The sequence below is a fragment of the Niallia sp. FSL M8-0099 genome, from assembly GCF_038006945.1.
Classification (GTDB): domain Bacteria; phylum Bacillota; class Bacilli; order Bacillales; family Cytobacillaceae; genus Niallia; species Niallia circulans.
Map to the genome: position 1 here is coordinate 401,633 of NZ_JBBOWF010000002.1, position 17,702 is coordinate 419,334.

Sequence of the window (17,702 nt, forward strand, 5' to 3'; positions counted from 1 at the left end):
ACCAACACTCCCTTTTTTGTTACCTTGTCCAGCTTTAATGAATTTATACAAGCAAGATAATCATTCAAAGGGTTTTGCATGATTGTATTCCATTTTCACTAATGATAGACTGATAGTTGAATATTACTATGGGAGGAAAAATTTCACATATGAAATTTTGGACTTGGACTATTATTATTTTACTATCTGTTACCGCAATAGGTGTTTCTTCCTATTTTATTTTCCAATCATTATTTGACAGCAAATCACCCTTGCAGTCAGAAAACGACCGTCCAGTTGTGAAACAAGCTTCATCAGAGACAGAAGAAAGCTTTGATAAAGAACAGGTCAATACACCAGTCAATGAGGAAGTGGTTGTTCTGGCAGATGGCACAAGTGGACACACCTTTATTTCTAAATGGCATGATTTTTATAACAAAACATTAGGCTGGGGCAGACTAGAAACAACAAACTACGAGAAGCAAAAAGAAGCAGCTTCATCCATCCTGGAGGCTCTAAAGAACATAAAGGTTAACGATGAGCAAATTAAGCATGATATTAATGATATTGGCGCAAATGCTCAAATAGTAGCAGAGAAAGATGATCGTATCGCCATGCGAAATCTACATCGCTATTTTCATGATTTAGATATTTATTTTAATGGCTATAATTATGAGCAAACTTTTGGAATTACTGAATTTAGAGGGAACTAATCTTTAAGACGTTCCACTCTCTTTCCGTTTTTTTTAATGTTATTGGGCATTTTTACTTCATCATTATTTAAGTACTTTACGAATTATCTTCTCTTTCTTATTCGTGTATGGTGGAAAAAGAAAGGGAAGATCTACTTTAGTACTCTTTCTAAGGATACTTTTTTGATGAGAGAATGTTTTAAAACTGTATTCACCGTGATAAGCTCCCATTCCCGAGGCACCTACACCGCCAAAAGGCAGACTAGGCGGGACAATGTGGGTTAACACATCATTAATACAAACACCTCCTGATGATAGGCAACGAATCACTTTCGCTTCTGTTTCCTTGTTATTTGTAAAAAGGTAGAGTGCTAACGGTTTCTCCAGCTTCCGAATCGATTCCATTGCGTCCTCTAGTTTTGTATAGGTTAAAATAGGCAAAAGCGGTCCAAAGATTTCTTCTTGCATTGTTGCGGAATCCCACGTAGCATCCAGTAGCGTGGGTTCAATAAAACGTGTATCTCGATTGTTCTTCCCGCCAAAAAGGATGGTCTTCCGATCAGCTTCTAGCATTGCAATTAAGCGCTGAAAATGTCGATCACTCACAATTCGGCCAAAATCTTCTTTATCTTCAATCTCTTCTCCAAAATAGTTTCCTAGTGTCTTTTTCATTTCGACAATCAATGGTTCTTTAACTGACTCATGCACCATAATATAATCTGGTGCTACACATGTTTGTCCGGCATTTAACGTTTTTCCCCATATAATACGCTTGGCCGCTACATTTAAATTTGCAGTCTCATCGATAATTACTGGACTTTTCCCACCTAATTCGAGCGTTACTGGTGTTAAGTGCTGAGACGCTGCTTCCATCACAATCTTCCCTACCTTCGTACTGCCTGTAAAGAAAATATAGTCAAAATCAGCGTGTATCAATGCTTGATTTGTTTCTATTCCCCCTTCTATTGCACTAATATAGGCAGGATTAAAGGTATTATTTATCATGTCCGTTACAACAGCTGAAACTGTTGGCACAAGCTCCGAGGGCTTTAAGATCGCACAATTTCCTGCAGCGATGGCCCCAATTAAAGGCTCGATTAATAATTGAAAAGGATAGTTAAATGGACCGATAATAAGAACCGTTCCATATGGCTCATATACAGTTTTCCCCCTTGAAGGAAATAGACTCCATGTACTTTTTGCTTTTTGGGGCTTCATCCATCTCTTCAAGTGTTTCGTTGTATGACGAATACTCTGAAGCACAAAGCCAATTTCAGAGGCATATGATTCAAAAGGATGCTTTCCCAAGTCTTTCTGTAGTGCCTTTATAAGAAGAAGTTCTTTTTCTAAAATAACATTTTTTAATTTTTCCAGCTGCTCTATTCGAAAAGAAAGGGGCAATGTTGCTTGCGTCGAAAAGAATGAATTTGTTTGTTCTAATCTTTGATTTACTTCCATTTTTTATTTACGCTCCCTTAATGGGTATTATTTTAATGATGAGTGTATCAAGTAATTCTTCCTATAAGCAAGTTTAAAAAAACACAGTTGAAAAATAACAATAAGGATTTCGCATAAGAATGAGGTTTCTTACACGAAATCCTTGTTATAAACTTTTATGTAAAACATTTAAAATAGTTCTCAACTCTTCTAATGGAATTTGTCCTGGTGCAGATGCCTTATTTGCTGCAGCAAATGTAATTGCAGACCCAAATACTTCTCCTGCCATCCTGCTCACAGCTCCTTTTCCTCCCATTGACATCGTGACAATCGGTTGATTGGGGGCTTCTTCCTTCATCGTAACAGTCGCATCTAATAATGCTATAACATCCTTAACTGATTTTGGCATGACCGCAATTTTGGGAATATCAGCACCTAGCTGGCGCGCCATTTGTAGGCGCGAAACAATTTCCTCCTTAGATGGTGTTTTGTCAAAATCATGATTAGATACGACAACGGCAATTTGTTTAGAATGGGCCATATTTACAACTTCTTTAATGGCTTCCGTCTCCATGAATAACTCTATGTCTAGTAAATCAATCAGTCCTGTTTCTAACACACTTTTGTTTAACGAGAAATATTCTTGCTCCTCTATTTGTCTTTCGCCCCCCTCTTTTGCTGTACGAAATGTAAATAGTAAAGGCATATTGCCAATTATTTCTCTTACTTGCTGCAGCATTTCTATTACCCTTTTTTTATTATCTATTTCTGTGAAATAATCTGCACGCCATTCAAGGATATCTATCCTCAGCTCCTTTAATGCTGCTGCCTCTTCCCTTAGCTCTTCTTTTGTTCTACCAATAAGAGAAACACAAATTTTCGGGATTCCTTCTCCAATAATGACCTCTCTTACCTTTATGCTTTTACTCACCATTTTCCCCTCCAAGAGCTTACTTTTAAGCCAGATCCAATGAATCTATAATAGCATCAACTGTTTCCTCTACCTTGTTTCCATCGGTTGTGACTTTCAGATGGTGATTCCTATAAATTTCTTTTCTCGTATTAAATAACGCCTTTACTTCATCATCAGTCTTACCTTGCAGTACAGGTCTACTATCAATAATAAACGGGATTCTTTCCTTCCACGCCTTAAAGGACATATCGATATATATAACTATCCCATTTTCTAGACAAGCATTGCGAATATCTTCTTGCAGAAAAGCTCCTCCTCCAAGCGAAATCACTTTTTCCTTCTGTTCCGATAACGCCTTAATCAGCTCTTTTTCCTTTTTCCGAAAAAAGGCTTCTCCATAATGGCTAAAAATTTCTGGAATGGTCATGTTATACTCTTCTTCTATCTGATGATCAACGTCTACAAATTCACGTTGAAGTTTTTTCGCTAATTCTTTTCCAATCGTCGTTTTTCCGACTCCCATAAACCCTATTAAAAAAATACTTTTCTCTTTCACTGATCCATTCTGCAGCATGAAATGAAGCCCCCTATAACTATATCCGGCAAAATCTTTCTTTTCATTATAAGGGAAATTGAGTCTTTATCCTAGCAGATTATTGGAATAAATCTGTTTCTTCTCACATATAATGCAGTGGATAAAAGCTATCTTCTTTTGAAAAAACACGTTTTTCTCCCATCCTATATTCTCATTCATGCGCATACGTTCTCTATTAGTTATTTTTTCAATTTTCTAATCCTATCAAGTATTACGTAGTTTTAATGGTTAAATACATTTATAAATTACTATTTTAGAACTTATTTATAATTATTATAAAATTATATTGATTTTTTAATTATAGATGATATTATAATATACATATGCTAAAGAACTAAATTATGAGGTGATTTTTTATATGTCAAATAATCGATTAACGACTAGCTGGGGAGCACCAGTTGGGGACAACCAAAATTCTATTACTGCTGGCCATCGTGGACCAACATTAATCCAAGATGTACATTTACTTGAAAAATTAGCTCATTTTAATAGAGAACGTGTGCCTGAGCGAGTTGTTCATGCTAAAGGGGCTGGAGCTCATGGATATTTCGAAGTGACAAATGACTTAACGAAATATACAAAAGCTAACTTCTTATCTGAAGTAGGAAAAAGAACTCCAATGTTTATCCGTTTTTCAACCGTTGCAGGGGAGCTAGGTTCTGCAGATACTGTTCGTGATCCACGTGGATTTGCGGTGAAGTTTTATACAAAAGATGGAAATTATGATATCGTTGGTAATAATACACCTGTATTCTTTATTCGTGATGCCATTAAATTTCCTGATTTCATCCATACACAAAAAAGAGATCCAAAAACACATTTAAAAAACCCAACAGCTGTATGGGATTTCTGGTCTCATTCCCCTGAATCTTTACATCAAGTAACTATCCTGATGTCAGATCGTGGTATTCCAGCAACATTACGTCATATGCATGGTTTCGGAAGCCATACTTTTAAATGGGTAAATGAAGAGGGAGAAGGCGTTTGGGTTAAATATCATTTTAAAACAGAACAAGGGATTAAAAACCTGGATGTTAATTTAGCTGCTAAACTTGCTGGAGAGAATCCTGATTATCATACAGAAGATTTATTTAATGCAATAGAAAAAGGAGATTTTCCTGCTTGGACACTATACGTACAAATTATGCCATTAGAGGATGCCGATACGTATCGTTTTGATCCATTCGATGTAACAAAAGTATGGTCACAAAAAGATTATCCGTTAATCGAAGTTGGTCGTATGGTACTTGATCGCAACCCAGAAAACTACTTTGCAGAAGTGGAGCAAGCTACATTCTCTCCTGGAACATTAGTACCTGGTGTAGAAGTTTCACCAGATAAAATGCTACAAGGCCGTCTATTTGCTTACAGTGACGCACATCGCTACCGTGTAGGTGCAAACCATAATGCCCTTCCAATTAACCGTCCACGCAATGAAGTAAATAACTATCAACGTGATGGGCAAATGCGCTTTGATGGTAATGGCGGCGGTTCTGTTTATTATGAGCCAAATAGCTTTAGTGGTCCAAAAGAAACACCTGAAAACAAAACAACGCCATTTGCAGTATCTGGAGTAGCCGAAAGTGTAGCATATGATCATAATGATCACTACACACAAGCAGGAGATTTATACCGTCTAATGACCACAGAAGAACGCGAAAGATTAGTCGCAAACATTGTTGGCGCAATGAAACCTGTAGCATTAGAAGAAATCAAGCTTCGTCAAATCGGTCACTTCTACAAAGCAGATCCTGAATACGGCACAAAAGTTGCTGAAGGCTTAGGTCTAAGTGTTCCCGAAACAGTAAAATAATAATAATTGGCGAAAAACCCTCTTTTCTGAGGGTTTTTCTTTTCTATTTGGAGGAGGTTGTAATACTATAATATAAGGATTACAGCCTGTTGTTTGTTGGTACAGTACCCCTTTTAAGTGAAACTCAAACTAATTTTATGATAATTTGTAGTCACTTATTTTTAAGGGATTATTTTCATTGCGTCATTTGCCTAGATGCTTGCTGTTTTTAGCAAATTACTTGCGGGTTTCGGCATTTTTTTGCGGTTATTTATCTTTTCCTTGCGACTTTTCGCTTTTTACTTGCGACTCCGAACCTATTACATACGGCTCCCCCCCTTCGTACAATCCATGCATTTCATCTCAATTATTTGATAATCCCTCAAGAAAGCGCTACTCTTAGAATAGGAAAACTATATTCTAACGAGGTGAAAAGATGGAATTATCAATCAATTCAACAAAAAAACTAAGCAATGGCGTAGAAATTCCTTATTTAGGTTTTGGTGTTTTCTTAGTAAATGATCCAAAAGAATGTGAAGAAAGTGTCCTTGCAGCCATAAAAAATGGTTATCGCTCCATTGATACCGCTACAAGATATGAAAACGAAGAATTTGTAGGCACTGCGATAAAAGCTGCTGGTGTCCCTCGTGAAGAATTGTTTATCACTACAAAAGTGTGGGTAACAGATTTTGGTTATGAAGAAACAAAGAAGGCATTTCATGAATCTTTAAAGAAGCTTCAGTTAGATTATTTAGATCTTTATCTTATTCACTGGGCTGCACCTGGATTTGAAGAAACATGGAGAGCAATGGAAGATCTTTATGAAGAGGGGTTAATCCGCGCAATTGGTGTATGCAACTTCCAAATCCACCATTTAGAAAAATTAGCGGAAACAGCGAGAATCACTCCTATGCTAAATCAAGTTGAAACACATCCTCTTTTCCAACAGGTGGAACTAAGAAATTACTTAGCACAACATAATATTGCCCATGAAGCGTGGGCACCGCTTGGACAAGGTAAGAATGGATTATTCGATTTACCAGCTTTAACGGAGATTGCTAAAAAACACAATAAAACAGTTGCCCAAGTAATTCTAAGATGGCATTTAGAACGTGATACCATCATTATTCCTAAATCAGTTCATGAACATCGCATTATGGAAAATGCTGATTTATTTGGTTTTGCACTTGATTCAGAGGATATAAAAACCATTACTTCCCTCGATACAAACGAACGAAGCTTTGGGAATCCTGATGATATCGAACGGTTTAAAGCGATGCAGGAAGCTGCTTCAAAATAATGTTCCTATATTTAGTCTATTATTGAGTGGCAGGAGGCGTATAACCTCCTACCACTCCACCAAACACAATATAGTTCTGTGCATTTATCAGGAAAAGATTTTGCAGGAGCTTAAGATATATTAAAACAAACAATCAAATTATTAACCTCATATACTTATCCCTTCATGCCTGTTATGGATATTCCTTCAATTATATGACGCTGTGCAATAATATACACAATTAATACTGGAATAATAGATATAACTGTACCTGCCATCATTAACGACCAGTCAGCTGTATATAGCCCTTTAAAAGAATTTAATAATAAAGGTACAGTAAAGTTCTCAGGAGAATTCAGATATATCAAAGGATCAAGAAAGTTATTCCAAGATTGCATAAAAGTAAAGATACCAATGGCAGCTAAAGCAGGTCGAATTAATGGTAATATGATATTCCAATATATTCGAACATATCCTGCCCCGTCCATTATAGCTGCTTCTTCTAACTCTTTTGGAATCCCCATAACAAATTGTCTTAATAAAAATACTGCAAAAGCATTAAATAGTGCTCCTGGTACAATTAATGTTAAATGAGTATCTAACCAACCTAATTTATCCATTACCAAATATAAAGGAATCATTGTAACCTGCTTTGGTATCATCATCGTAGCCAGAAATAAAATAAAAAGAAGATTGGCACCTTTAAAATTAATTTTTGCAAAGGCATAAGCTGCCATTGAAGCAGTGAATAATGTAAAGCCCACGATAATAACAGTAATATAAAAGCTATTAAAGTACGCTAAATTAAAGGGCATTGCCTGTAAAGAATCAAGAAAATTACTCCAAACAAAAGGATCAGGAATCCATTTTGGCGGAATAACAAATATTTGGGACATATCCTTTAAGGAGCTAAGGATCGTCCAAACAAACGGGAAGATCATTACTAGTGCCCCAATTCCCAATATAAAATGCAGAACTAATTTTGGGATAAATGTTCGTCTCTTACGTGCTTTTTGGATGTCAAATTTAGTATCAGTATTTAATACATATTTATTCTCCATAAAACACCCACCTTTTTTGAAATTTAAATTGGATAAGTGTAAAGATTAAAATAATAACGAATAATATCATGGAAGCAGCGGCACTCTTTCCCATCGTAAAATCAACAAATGCCTGATCATAAATGTGGAAGACAATGGTATAACTTGCTTTTGCAGGTCCACCATTTGTCATAACAAATGCTTGGTCAAATACTTGGAAGGAAGAAATGATGGTCATGATTGTTACAAAAAAGGTAGTTGGTGTTAGTAATGGTAACGTTATGTGCCTAAATTTCTGAATAGCATTTGCCCCATCCATTTCTGCAGCTTCATAATAGCTCCTTGATATGCCTTGTAGTCCTGCCAAGAAAATTACCATGTTATATCCAAGCCCCCACCATATACTTAATAATGCAATGGAAGGTATTACCCACTTAGTATCAGTTAACCAATGAGGTCCAGTTATCCCAATATAGGATAACAATTCATTTAAAATACCGAAATCTCCATTTAGAATCCACATAAATATTACCCCTACAGAAACTGAACTTGTTACTACAGGCATAAAGAAAAAGACACGGTAGATTGCTTTACCTTTTACTTTATTAAGGGCAACAGCTAAAATTAGCGCTAACGCAATTCCAATAGGTACAACTAAAAACATATAATAGATTGTATTAACCATTGCCTTCCAAAAATCAGGGTTATTTATTTGATTAATATAATTAGATATTCCAATAAAGCTGCTACTCCCAAATCCACTCCAGTCTGTAAAGCTTAAATAAAAGGCATAGATTAATGGAACTAACGAAAAAAACAGCAACCCTAATAGCTGAGGACTAATAAAAAGAAAACCCCATAAATTCGCATTTTTTCTAGCCAACTGCCCCACACCCCTTTAGGAAAATATACCAAGAAGGTTTATCTTCTTGGTATATTCTCTCTTTTTAGAAAGATAGAATTATTTATCCACATACTGATTAATTATCTTAATTACCTTATCAATAGTAGTATCAGCGTCTTCTTTACCAAGGAACATTAAGTCAATTGTCTCCGATATTTCAGTCGTTAATCCTGCAAATTGGGCATCACGCGCAAAGTTAGAACCATGTGTAAAACCATTATTCCGCCCATCAAATAAATACTCCATATGTTTTTCACTACTACCTTCTAGTGCATTTTCATCTGCGGAAGGGAGAGATGGGAGTGCATTTCCGTCTTTTCCAGTTCTTGCTTCTTGCCCTTCTTTCCCAACATAATAAGACACAAATTTCATCGCTTCTTCCAAATGCTCACTTTTCTTATTTACTGACATATAGGCTACTGGTACACTTACCATTTCTTGTTTTTCTTTAGTGTTACTCGGAAAATAGATATAATCATAATCTAAACTAGGATTTTGATCGAATTGGGGAGTAAACCAGCGACCGCCTGCTACCATACCTACTTGATTAGACATAAACATGGCGTCAACCCCTTGACCTTGTGGTAGCGAACCTGCATATACTGCATTTCCATTGGAAACTAAATCATGTAAAAAATGAAAGGTTTCCTTCGCTTTCTCATTTTCTGGTAATACAAAATTACCTTCTTCATCAAAGATTCTTCCTCCATTTGACCAAATCCAGCTATACCAATGCCCCTGCCAGTTTTCCATAATTAATCCTTCTTTTCCTGATTCCTTAATCTTACTAGTAACCTCAATAAATGTATCCCAGTTCCAATTGCCCTCTTCATAATATTCTTGTGGCGTTTTTAGACCAGCCTCTTTAAAAATGGTCTTATTATAATAGATAACCATCGGGTTTGCATCTGGAGCAACTCCATAGGTAATTCCTTCTTGTCTTGCTGGACCAAATAATCCTTCAGGAAACTCCTTTAAGTTCACATAACTTGCTTCACTATTAAAAAAATCATCCAATGGTTGTACCACATCTGCCTCTATCATTTGCGGCATAGTTGGCTCATGTGCATAAAACACATCTGGTCCCTTACTTCCTTGTAAAGAAGTCATTAGCTTTTGATCATACTGATCACTTGAAACCGGAACTAGTTTCACCCTAATATTAGGGTTTTCATCCATAAACCCATCAATTGCTTTCTGATAAACTTTTAATTCTGCAGGGTTTCCCCATGCTTGCATCGTTAATTGAATTGTTTTTCCATTTCCTGAACTGGTTTTACCACTGGAAGTACTATTACTGCTGCAACCGATTACAATAAACATAACTAAAAGTATCCATATCCCACTTTTAATTGGATTACTAATTTTCATCTAGTTACCTCCCAACTTATAGTTATCTTTAACTAAACTATAACTCCTTTATCTGCTTACTAACTGGGCGTTCTTTTGCTTTATCTGCTTCCCCTGCATTTTTATTTGCAGCTTCCCTGTCTTTCTCCATTTCTTCAATTGTTTTTACTTTTAATCTTGCTGCTCCACGATATTCTTTTGTCGGTAGAAGGTTCCCAGATTTCAGTCTAATTTTCGCTTCTGCTATTGCTTCTGCATATTGAGGGAGCCATTCTGCTTGAGCAACTAATAATTCATCAACCATCTGCCATATTTCTTTCGGATTACAAACCGCACCAACAAGTGGATCCATCATCATCGCTTGACGTAATAATTGATCATCACCTCTCACTGCAGCTTCCACTGCCAATCGTTGTACAGAAATACTCACATTACATACTGCTGCACATCCGAGTGGTAATTCTCCAACTAGAGGCATATTAATACCATTTCTATCTACATAGCCTGGTGCTTCAATAATAGCGTCATCTGGAAGGTTTGAAATTACTCCATTGTTAACCATATTAAAGTGACCTCGATATACTCTCCCTGTTTCAAGCCCTTCTAAAATATAGGAACCATGCTCTTCACTCCTATTCTCTTGCTTATATTCAAGAGCAGGATCCTTTAACCAATTAGGAAAATCAGTTTTAAACCAAGTACGCCCTTCTGTACAAACCCTTAAATACCCTCCAGTTTCTCCGTTAATCCATGACCCTAAATCAATCCATTCCCTTATTTCTTCTGGTCTTTTTCGATACCATGGAACATACTCACTGAGATGCCCATTGGACTCTGTACTGTAATAACCGAATCTGCGTAGCATGTCAATCCTTACTTTTTCTGTTTGGCTGTATTCTGGATGATTTTCAAAAGCAGTCAATAATTTACTAGTTTGATCCTGTCCCTTATAGCCAACCTTGATATACCAAGTTTGATGATTAATACCAGCACAAATAATATCAAGGTCATTTTTGTCTTTTCCTAATACATTAGCGATTTGTCTATGCCCGCCTTGTACGCCATGACATAAGCCAATAGTTCGGATACCGCCATATTTGTTACAAGCCCATGTTATCATTGCCATCGGATTTGCATAGTTTAATAGAAGACAATCCTCTTCTGCCACCTCTTTAATATCTTTGCAAATTTCTAACATTTCAGCTATTCCTCGTTGACCATACATAATTCCACCAGCACTTAACGTATCACCAACGCATTGATCTATTCCGTATTTCAAAGGTATCTCAATATCTTTTTGAAATGCAGACAGTCCTCCAATACGAACCACATTAAAAATATACTTTGCACCCAACAACGCTTCTCTGCGATTAGTAGTAGAATGAATAGTGATTTTCAAACCATTTTCATTAATGTCACGTTGGCATAGTTGCGTTACCATAGCCAAATTATCTTGATTTATGTCAGTAAAAGATACTTCCATGTTTCTAAACTCTGGTACAGAGAGTAAATCTCTTAATAGACCTCTCGTAAACCCAATGCTTCCAGCGCCTATAAATGTAACTTTAAATGCCATTTTAACCCTCCTTTTCGTTATATTTATGTTACCATCGGAAAAATGTAAACGCTTTAAATAATCTCATCTCTTCTTTAGATTTTTGTGTACTATTCTAACCTGTTAAAATTTAGTCTATGATCCCCTTCTTTCTTAGGGCTGAAGGAGTTATACCAATGTGCTTTTTAAATACCTTGCTAAAATATTGACTACTATTCATCCCAATAAAACTAGCAACTTTCGTAATCGGTATATCTGTTTGTGTAATAAGCATTTTCGCTTTCTCTATTCTAATCTTGGTTAAGTATTCAATGATGGTACATCCCATTGACTCCTTAAAAATTCGATGGATATAATTAGGGTGAAGATGAGTAATCGCAGATAGATGCTCTATTCTTATATCATAATCATAATTCTCATGAAGATATTCAATTACCTTTTTTAAATATAGATTCGATAGCTGTGTGGATTCATTTTTAGCTTGAACTACATTTCTTGCAATAAGTAATAATAACTGGGTAAAAAGTATATGAACCATTAAATAATTGTCGCTTGTATCATTCATCTGACTGTCTAACTCCAACACTAGATTTCTTAATGAGTGAAAAACACCGTTTCTATCTTTCAAAAAATGATAGGCCTCTTTCATTACTAGTAATTCTTGTAATTCTTTGCTTTCTTCTGCAAGCTCATTAATAGGAGGAAATGTACGATTCATTTCAGTTAATGCAAATTCCAAATTCAACATTCTACAAGGCTTATTTTTTTCAACAATCAAACGGTGGGGTACTTCACTATCAATAAAAATAAATTGATGCTTTTTCATTTGAAAATCTTGCCTTTCTACCTCCACCCGGCATTCACCAGATATAACATACATAATTTCCATAGAAGAATGCGTATGATTGGCCATATAAAATCCATCCCACTCTTTGAAGTAATAAGCAGTAACCTTAGGATGGTAACCTTTACTGCTACTAATTTGATATAAACTACCTGAGTTTATCATTATGTATTCCTCCCTCATTATTTTTTAAATAAAGAAGACAGACAGTTACCTTTTGAAGCTGTTTTTCTATGCTTATTAATTCTTTTAAATTTAAATCGCTAATTATTTCTGGAAAATTTTAAATTTTCCCTTTATCCTTATTTTTATCCTAACTTAAAAAAGGGTTAGAAAATAGAAAAGGCGGATATTTTTCTGTAGCGAAAAAAGAAAAGGCGAATCGCAAGCTAATTGTGAATAAAAATGGGAAGAACCAAAAAAGGTATACTGAAACGAAGCTTTCAGAAGAGGAAACAGCTAAGATTTACCATCAATCTAAGATTGATGAGAAGCCAGTTTTTAGATTCACAAACGCTATAGGCTTTTGAGAAATCCAGAGTTAAAAATAAAACTGGTTTAAGCATTAATAATCGCTGTGGGAAAATATTCCATTAATTAGGTGAAATTTTGCTAAAATTCCTTAAAGCAAGTAAAAAAAGTGAAATCACACCCGGCGACTTCACTTTTTTTTACTTAAAGAGACTTGTGTTCCAACCTCTTTATTTTAATCAAATTTTATTGCTTCTTATTTGTTGAAGTCCACTGGTTATCTGTTGCTGTTTTATGCTGCTTTTTACTTGTAACTTCTGTATTAGCAGTTGCCCATTGGTTATTTACTTCAGACTTTTTCTGCTTCGCCATTATTCATTACCTCCCGCTAGAAATAATTACGTACTATTCTAGTATGAGATAAAGTGGCAAAGATTATGAAGCAAACAGAAAATTGTTTTGCTCTTATAGTTTTAAACGCTGCAAGCGAAGAGCATTTAGTACAACAGATACGGAACTAAAAGCCATTGCAGCACCAGCCAGCCATGGTGCAAGCAAACCAATTGCCGCAATTGGTATACCAAGCGTATTGTAGCCAAAAGCCCAGAATAAGTTTTGTTTAATATTTGTTATCGTTTTTCTACTGATTAAGATACTGTCTGCAATTGCTTGTAAATCTCCACGGATAAGTGTAATATCAGCTGCCTCCATGGCAATATCTGTTCCTGTTCCAATCGCCATCCCGATATCCGCTAATGCTAGTGCAGGAGCATCATTGATTCCATCTCCAACCATTGCCACTTTTTTTCCTTGTTGCTGTAGTTTTTTCACTGCTTCTGCTTTTCCATCTGGCAATACCTCTGCAATGATATGGTCAATTCCTGCTTGTCGTCCGATGGCTTCCGCTGTTTGCTGGTTATCTCCTGTAATCATCATGACATCAATGTTCATCTGTTTTAATCGTTTAATGGCATTTTTAGAAGTTTGTTTAATTGTATCGGCTACAGCCAGCAGTCCAGCATATTTGCCATTAACACTTACAAGCATCGCTGTTTTCCCTTGGGATTCCAGGTCTTTCATAATCGGAAGAATTTTCCCGACATTTATCCGGTAACGATCCATTAATCGTCGTGTTCCGACTAAGAGTTCACGGCCATCCACATTTGCACGAATTCCGAAACCTGGGATTGCTTCAAAGTCAGCAGTTTCTCGCAGAACAATCCCTCGCTCTGTAATTCCTTTGACTATCGCCTCTGCAAGAGGATGTTCGGATTTGCTTTCCGCCGCTCCCACTAAAGAAAGTAATTCTTCTTCTTGCCATTCCGTTACTATATCTGTTAAGATTGGCTTTCCATTTGTTACAGTTCCTGTCTTATCTAATAAAATCGTATCAATTTTATGGGTCATTTCTAGGTGTTCTCCACCTTTAAATAATATTCCATATTCTGCAGCTCTTCCTGATCCAGCCATAATAGATGTCGGTGTCGCAAGCCCTAATGCACAAGGACAAGCAATAACTAAAACAGCGATCAGCTTTTCGAGACTTTCCGCAAAATCACCAGGTGTAATGATAAAATCCCAGAAAAGAAAAGTAATCAGCGCAAGACTCACAACAATGGGCACAAAAATACCAGAAATATGATCGGCCAAACGCTGAATGGGCGCTTTCGAACCTTGTGCTTCTTCGACCACTTTAATGATTTGTGCCAGTGCGGTTTCTTTGCCAACCTTTGTTGCTTTTATTTTTAAAAAGCCATTTTTATTTATGGTGGCCCCTATAACAGTGTCCCCAGCCTGTTTATCAACTGGAATGCTCTCCCCCGTTAACATGGATTCATCAATGGCAGACTGTCCTTCGATAATTTCTCCATCAACAGGAATTTTTTCACCTGGTTTTACAAGCAGTATCTCACCAGCCACAACTTCTTCAAGCGGTATTTCCATTTGTTCTCCGTGGCGAATAACAACCGCTGTTTTTGCTTGAAGCCCCATTAATTTTTTTATCGCCTCAGAGGATCTTCCTTTTGCTTTGGTTTCAAATAATTTACCTAATAGAATTAAGGTAATCAAGATTGCACTTGTTTCAAAATAAAGCCCTGCAGGGTGGCCAGAATGTCCCAATGCTTCAAAGGATAAATAAACGCTATAAAAATAGGCAGCGGAAGTTCCTAACGCAACTAGAACATCCATATTAGCGCTCTTATTTTTCAATGCTTTATATGCCCCTACATAAAACTGCTTCCCGACAAAAAATTGAATAGGAGTTGCCAATGCCATCTGAACCCATGGATTCATCAATAAATCTGGGACATATAGAAAAGAAGTAAAGGAAAAGTGGCCCACCATTGTCCATAAAAGAGGCAGTGATAAAATCATCGAGAAGATAAATTTGCGTTTTTGTCTCTTAAATTCTGCTTCTTTTTGATTGATGGATGCTTGTTTGGATTCTTTCTTCGTTGCCCCATAACCAAGCTTTGTTACTTTACTAATTAGTTCCTCAGGTACCACAGTTGCTGGATTATATTCTATCGTCGCATTTTCTAAAGCCAGATTAACGGTTGCTTTATTCACCCCAGCCATTTTATTAAGTCCTTTTTCAATTCTTGTTGCACATGCTGCGCAGGTCATTCCTGAGATGTCTAATTCAATTTTTTCCGTAACAATTCCATAACCTAACCCTTCCACTTTTTCTTTAATCTTGCTTGGAGAGAGTTCATCCACCCTATATTTAACTGTCGCTTGTTCCAGCGCCAAATTTACAGTAGCATTCTCTACACCTTGCATTTTATTTAATCCTTTTTCAATACGAGTTGCACAAGCAGCACAAGTCATTCCCGTAATTTCAAAGGTTTGTTCTTTTACTTGCTCTTTCCTTTTCATAACACTTTGTTCCGCCATATCACAAAACTCCTTATACCTATATAGGGTATATTTTATTGAAAATAAAAATGTGCAAAAAAACAGCACATTTCCTCTTTAAATTACTTTACATCATAACCTTGCTCATCAATTGTTTCCTTAATCATGTCTAGAGTTACTTCATTTGCATTGTATGAAACATCAACTAATCCTTCTTTTAAATGAACTTTGACAGCAGAAACTCCATTAAGCTCTCCTACGCTTCCTTCTACCGCTTTCACACAATGATTACAAGACATGCCCTCTACTGTTAATGTTACATTTTCCATTTAAAACACTCCTTATTTTTTCATTAATTTCTGAATAGTTGTTAAAACCTCGTCGACTACTTCCATGTCGCCTTCTTGGATACGTTCAACAACACAGTTTTTTAAATGTCCTTCTAATAAAATCTTTGCTACACTATTTAAAGCAGATTGAGTCGCAGAAATTTGTGTAATAACATCATCACAATACGTATCTTTTTCGATTAACCCTTTTATGCCTCTGATCTGGCCTTCAATCCGATTTAGCCTAGTAACTAAGTTTTGCTTTACTTTATCTGAATGATGACTTTTTCGGTCACTCGTTAAATGGCAATTATCTATTCCTTGTTCCTTCTTCTCCAATAAGTCTCCCCCCTTCTTCCATATTCCACCTTATATTTATATCATACCCCCGTATCGTATAAATGTAAACAATAAAGTATGACAAAATAGTGAAAAATACTCTTTTTCCCTAATATAACCAAATTATGATATATTATTGCTATGAAAAATATTAGGCATATTCCTCGTCAATCATTAAGAGATCAAGTATACGAACAGTTAAAATCAGCAATCATTCATCTTGAATTAACACCAGGGGAAAGAATTAACGATAAGGCACTGGCTGAACAATTTGGTGTAAGCAGAACCCCTGTACGAGAAGCAATCAAAAAATTGGAGGATGAAGGATTAATTGTAACTTCTCCAGGTTCAGAAACCATTGTCAGTCTAATAGAAGTAGACCAAGCAATGCATGCCTTAACAGTCGTTGCCGCGCTCCATGCATTAGCAGCTAAATTAGCTTCTATTACTTTGTCTTCTACCGATGTCGAAAAAATGAAGGCCATTAATAACGAATTTGGTGAAGCACTCAAATCTGAGGATAAGTATAAAGCAATTCAAAAAGATGACCAATTTCATGCCGTTATTTTAGAAGCATCTCAAAATCCAGAAATAGTTATCGCTCTAGAACGACTTCTCCCTAAAATTCGGCGTTTAGAATTATTAAAATTTAATACTATTGATGGGAAAAAGTCGATCAAACAGCATCACGAGATTATTACATGTATTGAAAAGGGAAACAAATCCCTGCTTCCAACCTTAATCGAGAATAATTGGCTAAGCTTGGTCGAATATTTAGCAGAAAAATGAAAGTAGGAGGGGAATTTTTTATTCCCCTCCTACTTTCATTTTTCCTTCTCTACCGTCACCATATTACTCATTAATTCTGGATAAATCTTAAATAGTAAGGAAAGTAATTGCTGCTCCTCTTCTTCCGTTAGATTTTTCGTCATCTCTTTATTTAATCTTTCTAGCACTTTTTGTATTTCTGGAAAAATGTTCAATGCTTTTGTAGTTGGATATAAATTATAGGCACGCCGATCGTTATCATCTGTATGCCTAACAATATATCCCACGCTTTCTAGATGTTTTACCGCTCTAGCTGTTGTTGCTTTATCAAATTTTAAAACAAAGGAAAGTTCGTCTTGATTAATTCCTGGTTTCGCAATAATTGTTTTCAAAAAAGCTTGCTGCCCACCATTTCCTAATTTATAAGGTTTTAATTCCTTGGAAAGGAATTTCTGATTCTGCCTGTGAATCATCGATACAATCCTTCCAATTGGTATATCGCTCATTATGTTCCTCCCCCCCTCGGATAGTTTCGCTTCGGAAAGCGAACACTAAA

17 protein-coding genes are annotated in these 17,702 nt (G+C 36.1%); 4 read left to right on the forward strand and 13 right to left on the reverse strand.

Features of this window, described 5'->3' with window-relative positions; genetic code table 11:
• The first annotated feature begins 149 nt into the window (after positions 1–149).
• Complete coding sequence (locus NSQ92_RS16915; protein ID WP_053215674.1) at positions 150–692, forward strand: hypothetical protein; 543 nt, start codon at positions 150–152, stop codon at positions 690–692.
• Positions 693–755: 63 nt separating this feature from the next.
• Here the strand turns inward: NSQ92_RS16915 and NSQ92_RS16920 are convergent, their stop codons facing one another.
• From NSQ92_RS16920 to NSQ92_RS16930, 3 genes are all read right to left on the reverse strand, one after another.
• On the reverse strand, positions 756–2,129 hold the full coding sequence (locus NSQ92_RS16920; protein ID WP_047942321.1) for an aldehyde dehydrogenase: 1,374 nt from the start codon (positions 2,127–2,129) through the stop codon (positions 756–758).
• A 145-nt stretch (positions 2,130–2,274) separates the two neighbouring features.
• On the reverse strand, positions 2,275–3,039 hold the full coding sequence (gene aroD / locus NSQ92_RS16925) for a type I 3-dehydroquinate dehydratase (protein WP_047942362.1): 765 nt from the start codon (positions 3,037–3,039) through the stop codon (positions 2,275–2,277).
• A 25-nt stretch (positions 3,040–3,064) separates the two neighbouring features.
• Positions 3,065–3,595: a shikimate kinase gene (locus NSQ92_RS16930; RefSeq protein ID WP_047942325.1), complete on the reverse strand. Its 531-nt coding sequence runs from the start codon at positions 3,593–3,595 to the stop codon at positions 3,065–3,067.
• A gap of 379 nt (positions 3,596–3,974) precedes the next feature.
• Between NSQ92_RS16930 and katA the strand changes: the two genes are divergently transcribed.
• Together katA and NSQ92_RS16940 are read left to right on the forward strand one after the other, a co-directional pair.
• Entirely contained in the window at positions 3,975–5,429 is a 1,455-nt protein-coding gene (katA, locus tag NSQ92_RS16935) for a catalase KatA (RefSeq protein WP_341152973.1), read from the forward strand.
• A 415-nt stretch (positions 5,430–5,844) separates the two neighbouring features.
• Positions 5,845–6,708, forward strand: a complete 864-nt coding sequence (locus NSQ92_RS16940) for an aldo/keto reductase (RefSeq protein WP_061799126.1) — start codon at positions 5,845–5,847, stop codon at positions 6,706–6,708.
• A 155-nt stretch (positions 6,709–6,863) separates the two neighbouring features.
• Here the strand turns inward: NSQ92_RS16940 and NSQ92_RS16945 are convergent, their stop codons facing one another.
• The 9 genes from NSQ92_RS16945 to NSQ92_RS16985 all read right to left on the reverse strand — a co-directional run bounded on the left by NSQ92_RS16945 (position 6,864) and on the right by NSQ92_RS16985 (position 16,378).
• On the reverse strand, positions 6,864–7,748 hold the full coding sequence (locus NSQ92_RS16945) for a carbohydrate ABC transporter permease (protein ID WP_095258638.1): 885 nt from the start codon (positions 7,746–7,748) through the stop codon (positions 6,864–6,866).
• Positions 7,738–8,610 (reverse strand): carbohydrate ABC transporter permease, encoded by an 873-nt coding sequence (locus tag NSQ92_RS16950; RefSeq protein WP_047942328.1) that lies wholly within the window; start codon positions 8,608–8,610, stop codon positions 7,738–7,740. Before NSQ92_RS16950 ends, NSQ92_RS16945 begins: the two co-directional genes overlap by 11 nt.
• A gap of 78 nt (positions 8,611–8,688) precedes the next feature.
• A complete protein-coding gene (locus NSQ92_RS16955) occupies positions 8,689–10,002 on the reverse strand; it encodes an ABC transporter substrate-binding protein (RefSeq protein WP_053215675.1) in 1,314 nt (437 codons plus the stop codon).
• Positions 10,003–10,039: 37 nt separating this feature from the next.
• Complete coding sequence (locus NSQ92_RS16960; RefSeq protein WP_047942329.1) at positions 10,040–11,557, reverse strand: alpha-glucosidase/alpha-galactosidase; 1,518 nt, start codon at positions 11,555–11,557, stop codon at positions 10,040–10,042.
• Between the two features lie 109 nt (positions 11,558–11,666).
• Positions 11,667–12,545, reverse strand: a complete 879-nt coding sequence (locus NSQ92_RS16965; RefSeq protein ID WP_047942330.1) for a helix-turn-helix transcriptional regulator — start codon at positions 12,543–12,545, stop codon at positions 11,667–11,669.
• 552 nt (positions 12,546–13,097) lie between these two features.
• Positions 13,098–13,223, reverse strand: a complete 126-nt coding sequence (locus tag NSQ92_RS16970; protein ID WP_095258636.1) for a hypothetical protein — start codon at positions 13,221–13,223, stop codon at positions 13,098–13,100.
• A gap of 93 nt (positions 13,224–13,316) precedes the next feature.
• A complete protein-coding gene (locus NSQ92_RS16975; RefSeq protein WP_341152974.1) occupies positions 13,317–15,749 on the reverse strand; it encodes a heavy metal translocating P-type ATPase in 2,433 nt (810 codons plus the stop codon).
• Between the two features lie 83 nt (positions 15,750–15,832).
• Positions 15,833–16,039, reverse strand: a complete 207-nt coding sequence (copZ, locus tag NSQ92_RS16980) for a copper chaperone CopZ (protein ID WP_047942331.1) — start codon at positions 16,037–16,039, stop codon at positions 15,833–15,835.
• 12 nt (positions 16,040–16,051) lie between these two features.
• The gene (locus tag NSQ92_RS16985; protein WP_047942332.1) at positions 16,052–16,378 is read right to left on the reverse strand and encodes a metal-sensitive transcriptional regulator; all 327 of its coding nucleotides are present in this window, start codon (positions 16,376–16,378) and stop codon (positions 16,052–16,054) included.
• Between the two features lie 141 nt (positions 16,379–16,519).
• On the opposite strand from NSQ92_RS16985, the gene NSQ92_RS16990 reads away from it, so the two are divergent.
• Entirely contained in the window at positions 16,520–17,167 is a 648-nt protein-coding gene (locus NSQ92_RS16990; protein WP_047942333.1) for a GntR family transcriptional regulator, read from the forward strand.
• A 35-nt stretch (positions 17,168–17,202) separates the two neighbouring features.
• Here NSQ92_RS16990 and NSQ92_RS16995 read toward each other — a convergent pair whose 3' ends face one another.
• Positions 17,203–17,652 carry a MarR family winged helix-turn-helix transcriptional regulator gene (locus tag NSQ92_RS16995; RefSeq protein WP_047942334.1) on the reverse strand — a complete coding sequence of 150 codons (450 nt, stop codon included), beginning with the start codon at positions 17,650–17,652 and terminating at the stop codon, positions 17,203–17,205.
• Positions 17,653–17,702: the final 50 nt, after the last annotated feature.

Coding starts and splice junctions, on each gene's coding strand:
- NSQ92_RS16915 (WP_053215674.1), top strand. CDS start 150: ATGAAATTTTGGACTTGGACTATTATTATTTTACTATCTGTTACCGCA.
- NSQ92_RS16920 (WP_047942321.1), bottom strand. CDS start 2,129: ATGGAAGTAAATCAAAGATTAGAACAAACAAATTCATTCTTTTCGACG.
- NSQ92_RS16930 (WP_047942325.1), bottom strand. CDS start 3,595: ATGCTGCAGAATGGATCAGTGAAAGAGAAAAGTATTTTTTTAATAGGG.
- katA (WP_341152973.1), top strand. CDS start 3,975: ATGTCAAATAATCGATTAACGACTAGCTGGGGAGCACCAGTTGGGGAC.
- NSQ92_RS16940 (WP_061799126.1), top strand. CDS start 5,845: ATGGAATTATCAATCAATTCAACAAAAAAACTAAGCAATGGCGTAGAA.
- NSQ92_RS16945 (WP_095258638.1), bottom strand. CDS start 7,748: ATGGAGAATAAATATGTATTAAATACTGATACTAAATTTGACATCCAA.
- NSQ92_RS16955 (WP_053215675.1), bottom strand. CDS start 10,002: ATGAAAATTAGTAATCCAATTAAAAGTGGGATATGGATACTTTTAGTT.
- NSQ92_RS16960 (WP_047942329.1), bottom strand. CDS start 11,557: ATGGCATTTAAAGTTACATTTATAGGCGCTGGAAGCATTGGGTTTACG.
- NSQ92_RS16965 (WP_047942330.1), bottom strand. CDS start 12,545: ATGATAAACTCAGGTAGTTTATATCAAATTAGTAGCAGTAAAGGTTAC.
- NSQ92_RS16970 (WP_095258636.1), bottom strand. CDS start 13,223: ATGGCGAAGCAGAAAAAGTCTGAAGTAAATAACCAATGGGCAACTGCT.
- NSQ92_RS16975 (WP_341152974.1), bottom strand. CDS start 15,749: ATGGCGGAACAAAGTGTTATGAAAAGGAAAGAGCAAGTAAAAGAACAA.
- copZ (WP_047942331.1), bottom strand. CDS start 16,039: ATGGAAAATGTAACATTAACAGTAGAGGGCATGTCTTGTAATCATTGT.
- NSQ92_RS16990 (WP_047942333.1), top strand. CDS start 16,520: ATGAAAAATATTAGGCATATTCCTCGTCAATCATTAAGAGATCAAGTA.
- NSQ92_RS16995 (WP_047942334.1), bottom strand. CDS start 17,652: ATGAGCGATATACCAATTGGAAGGATTGTATCGATGATTCACAGGCAG.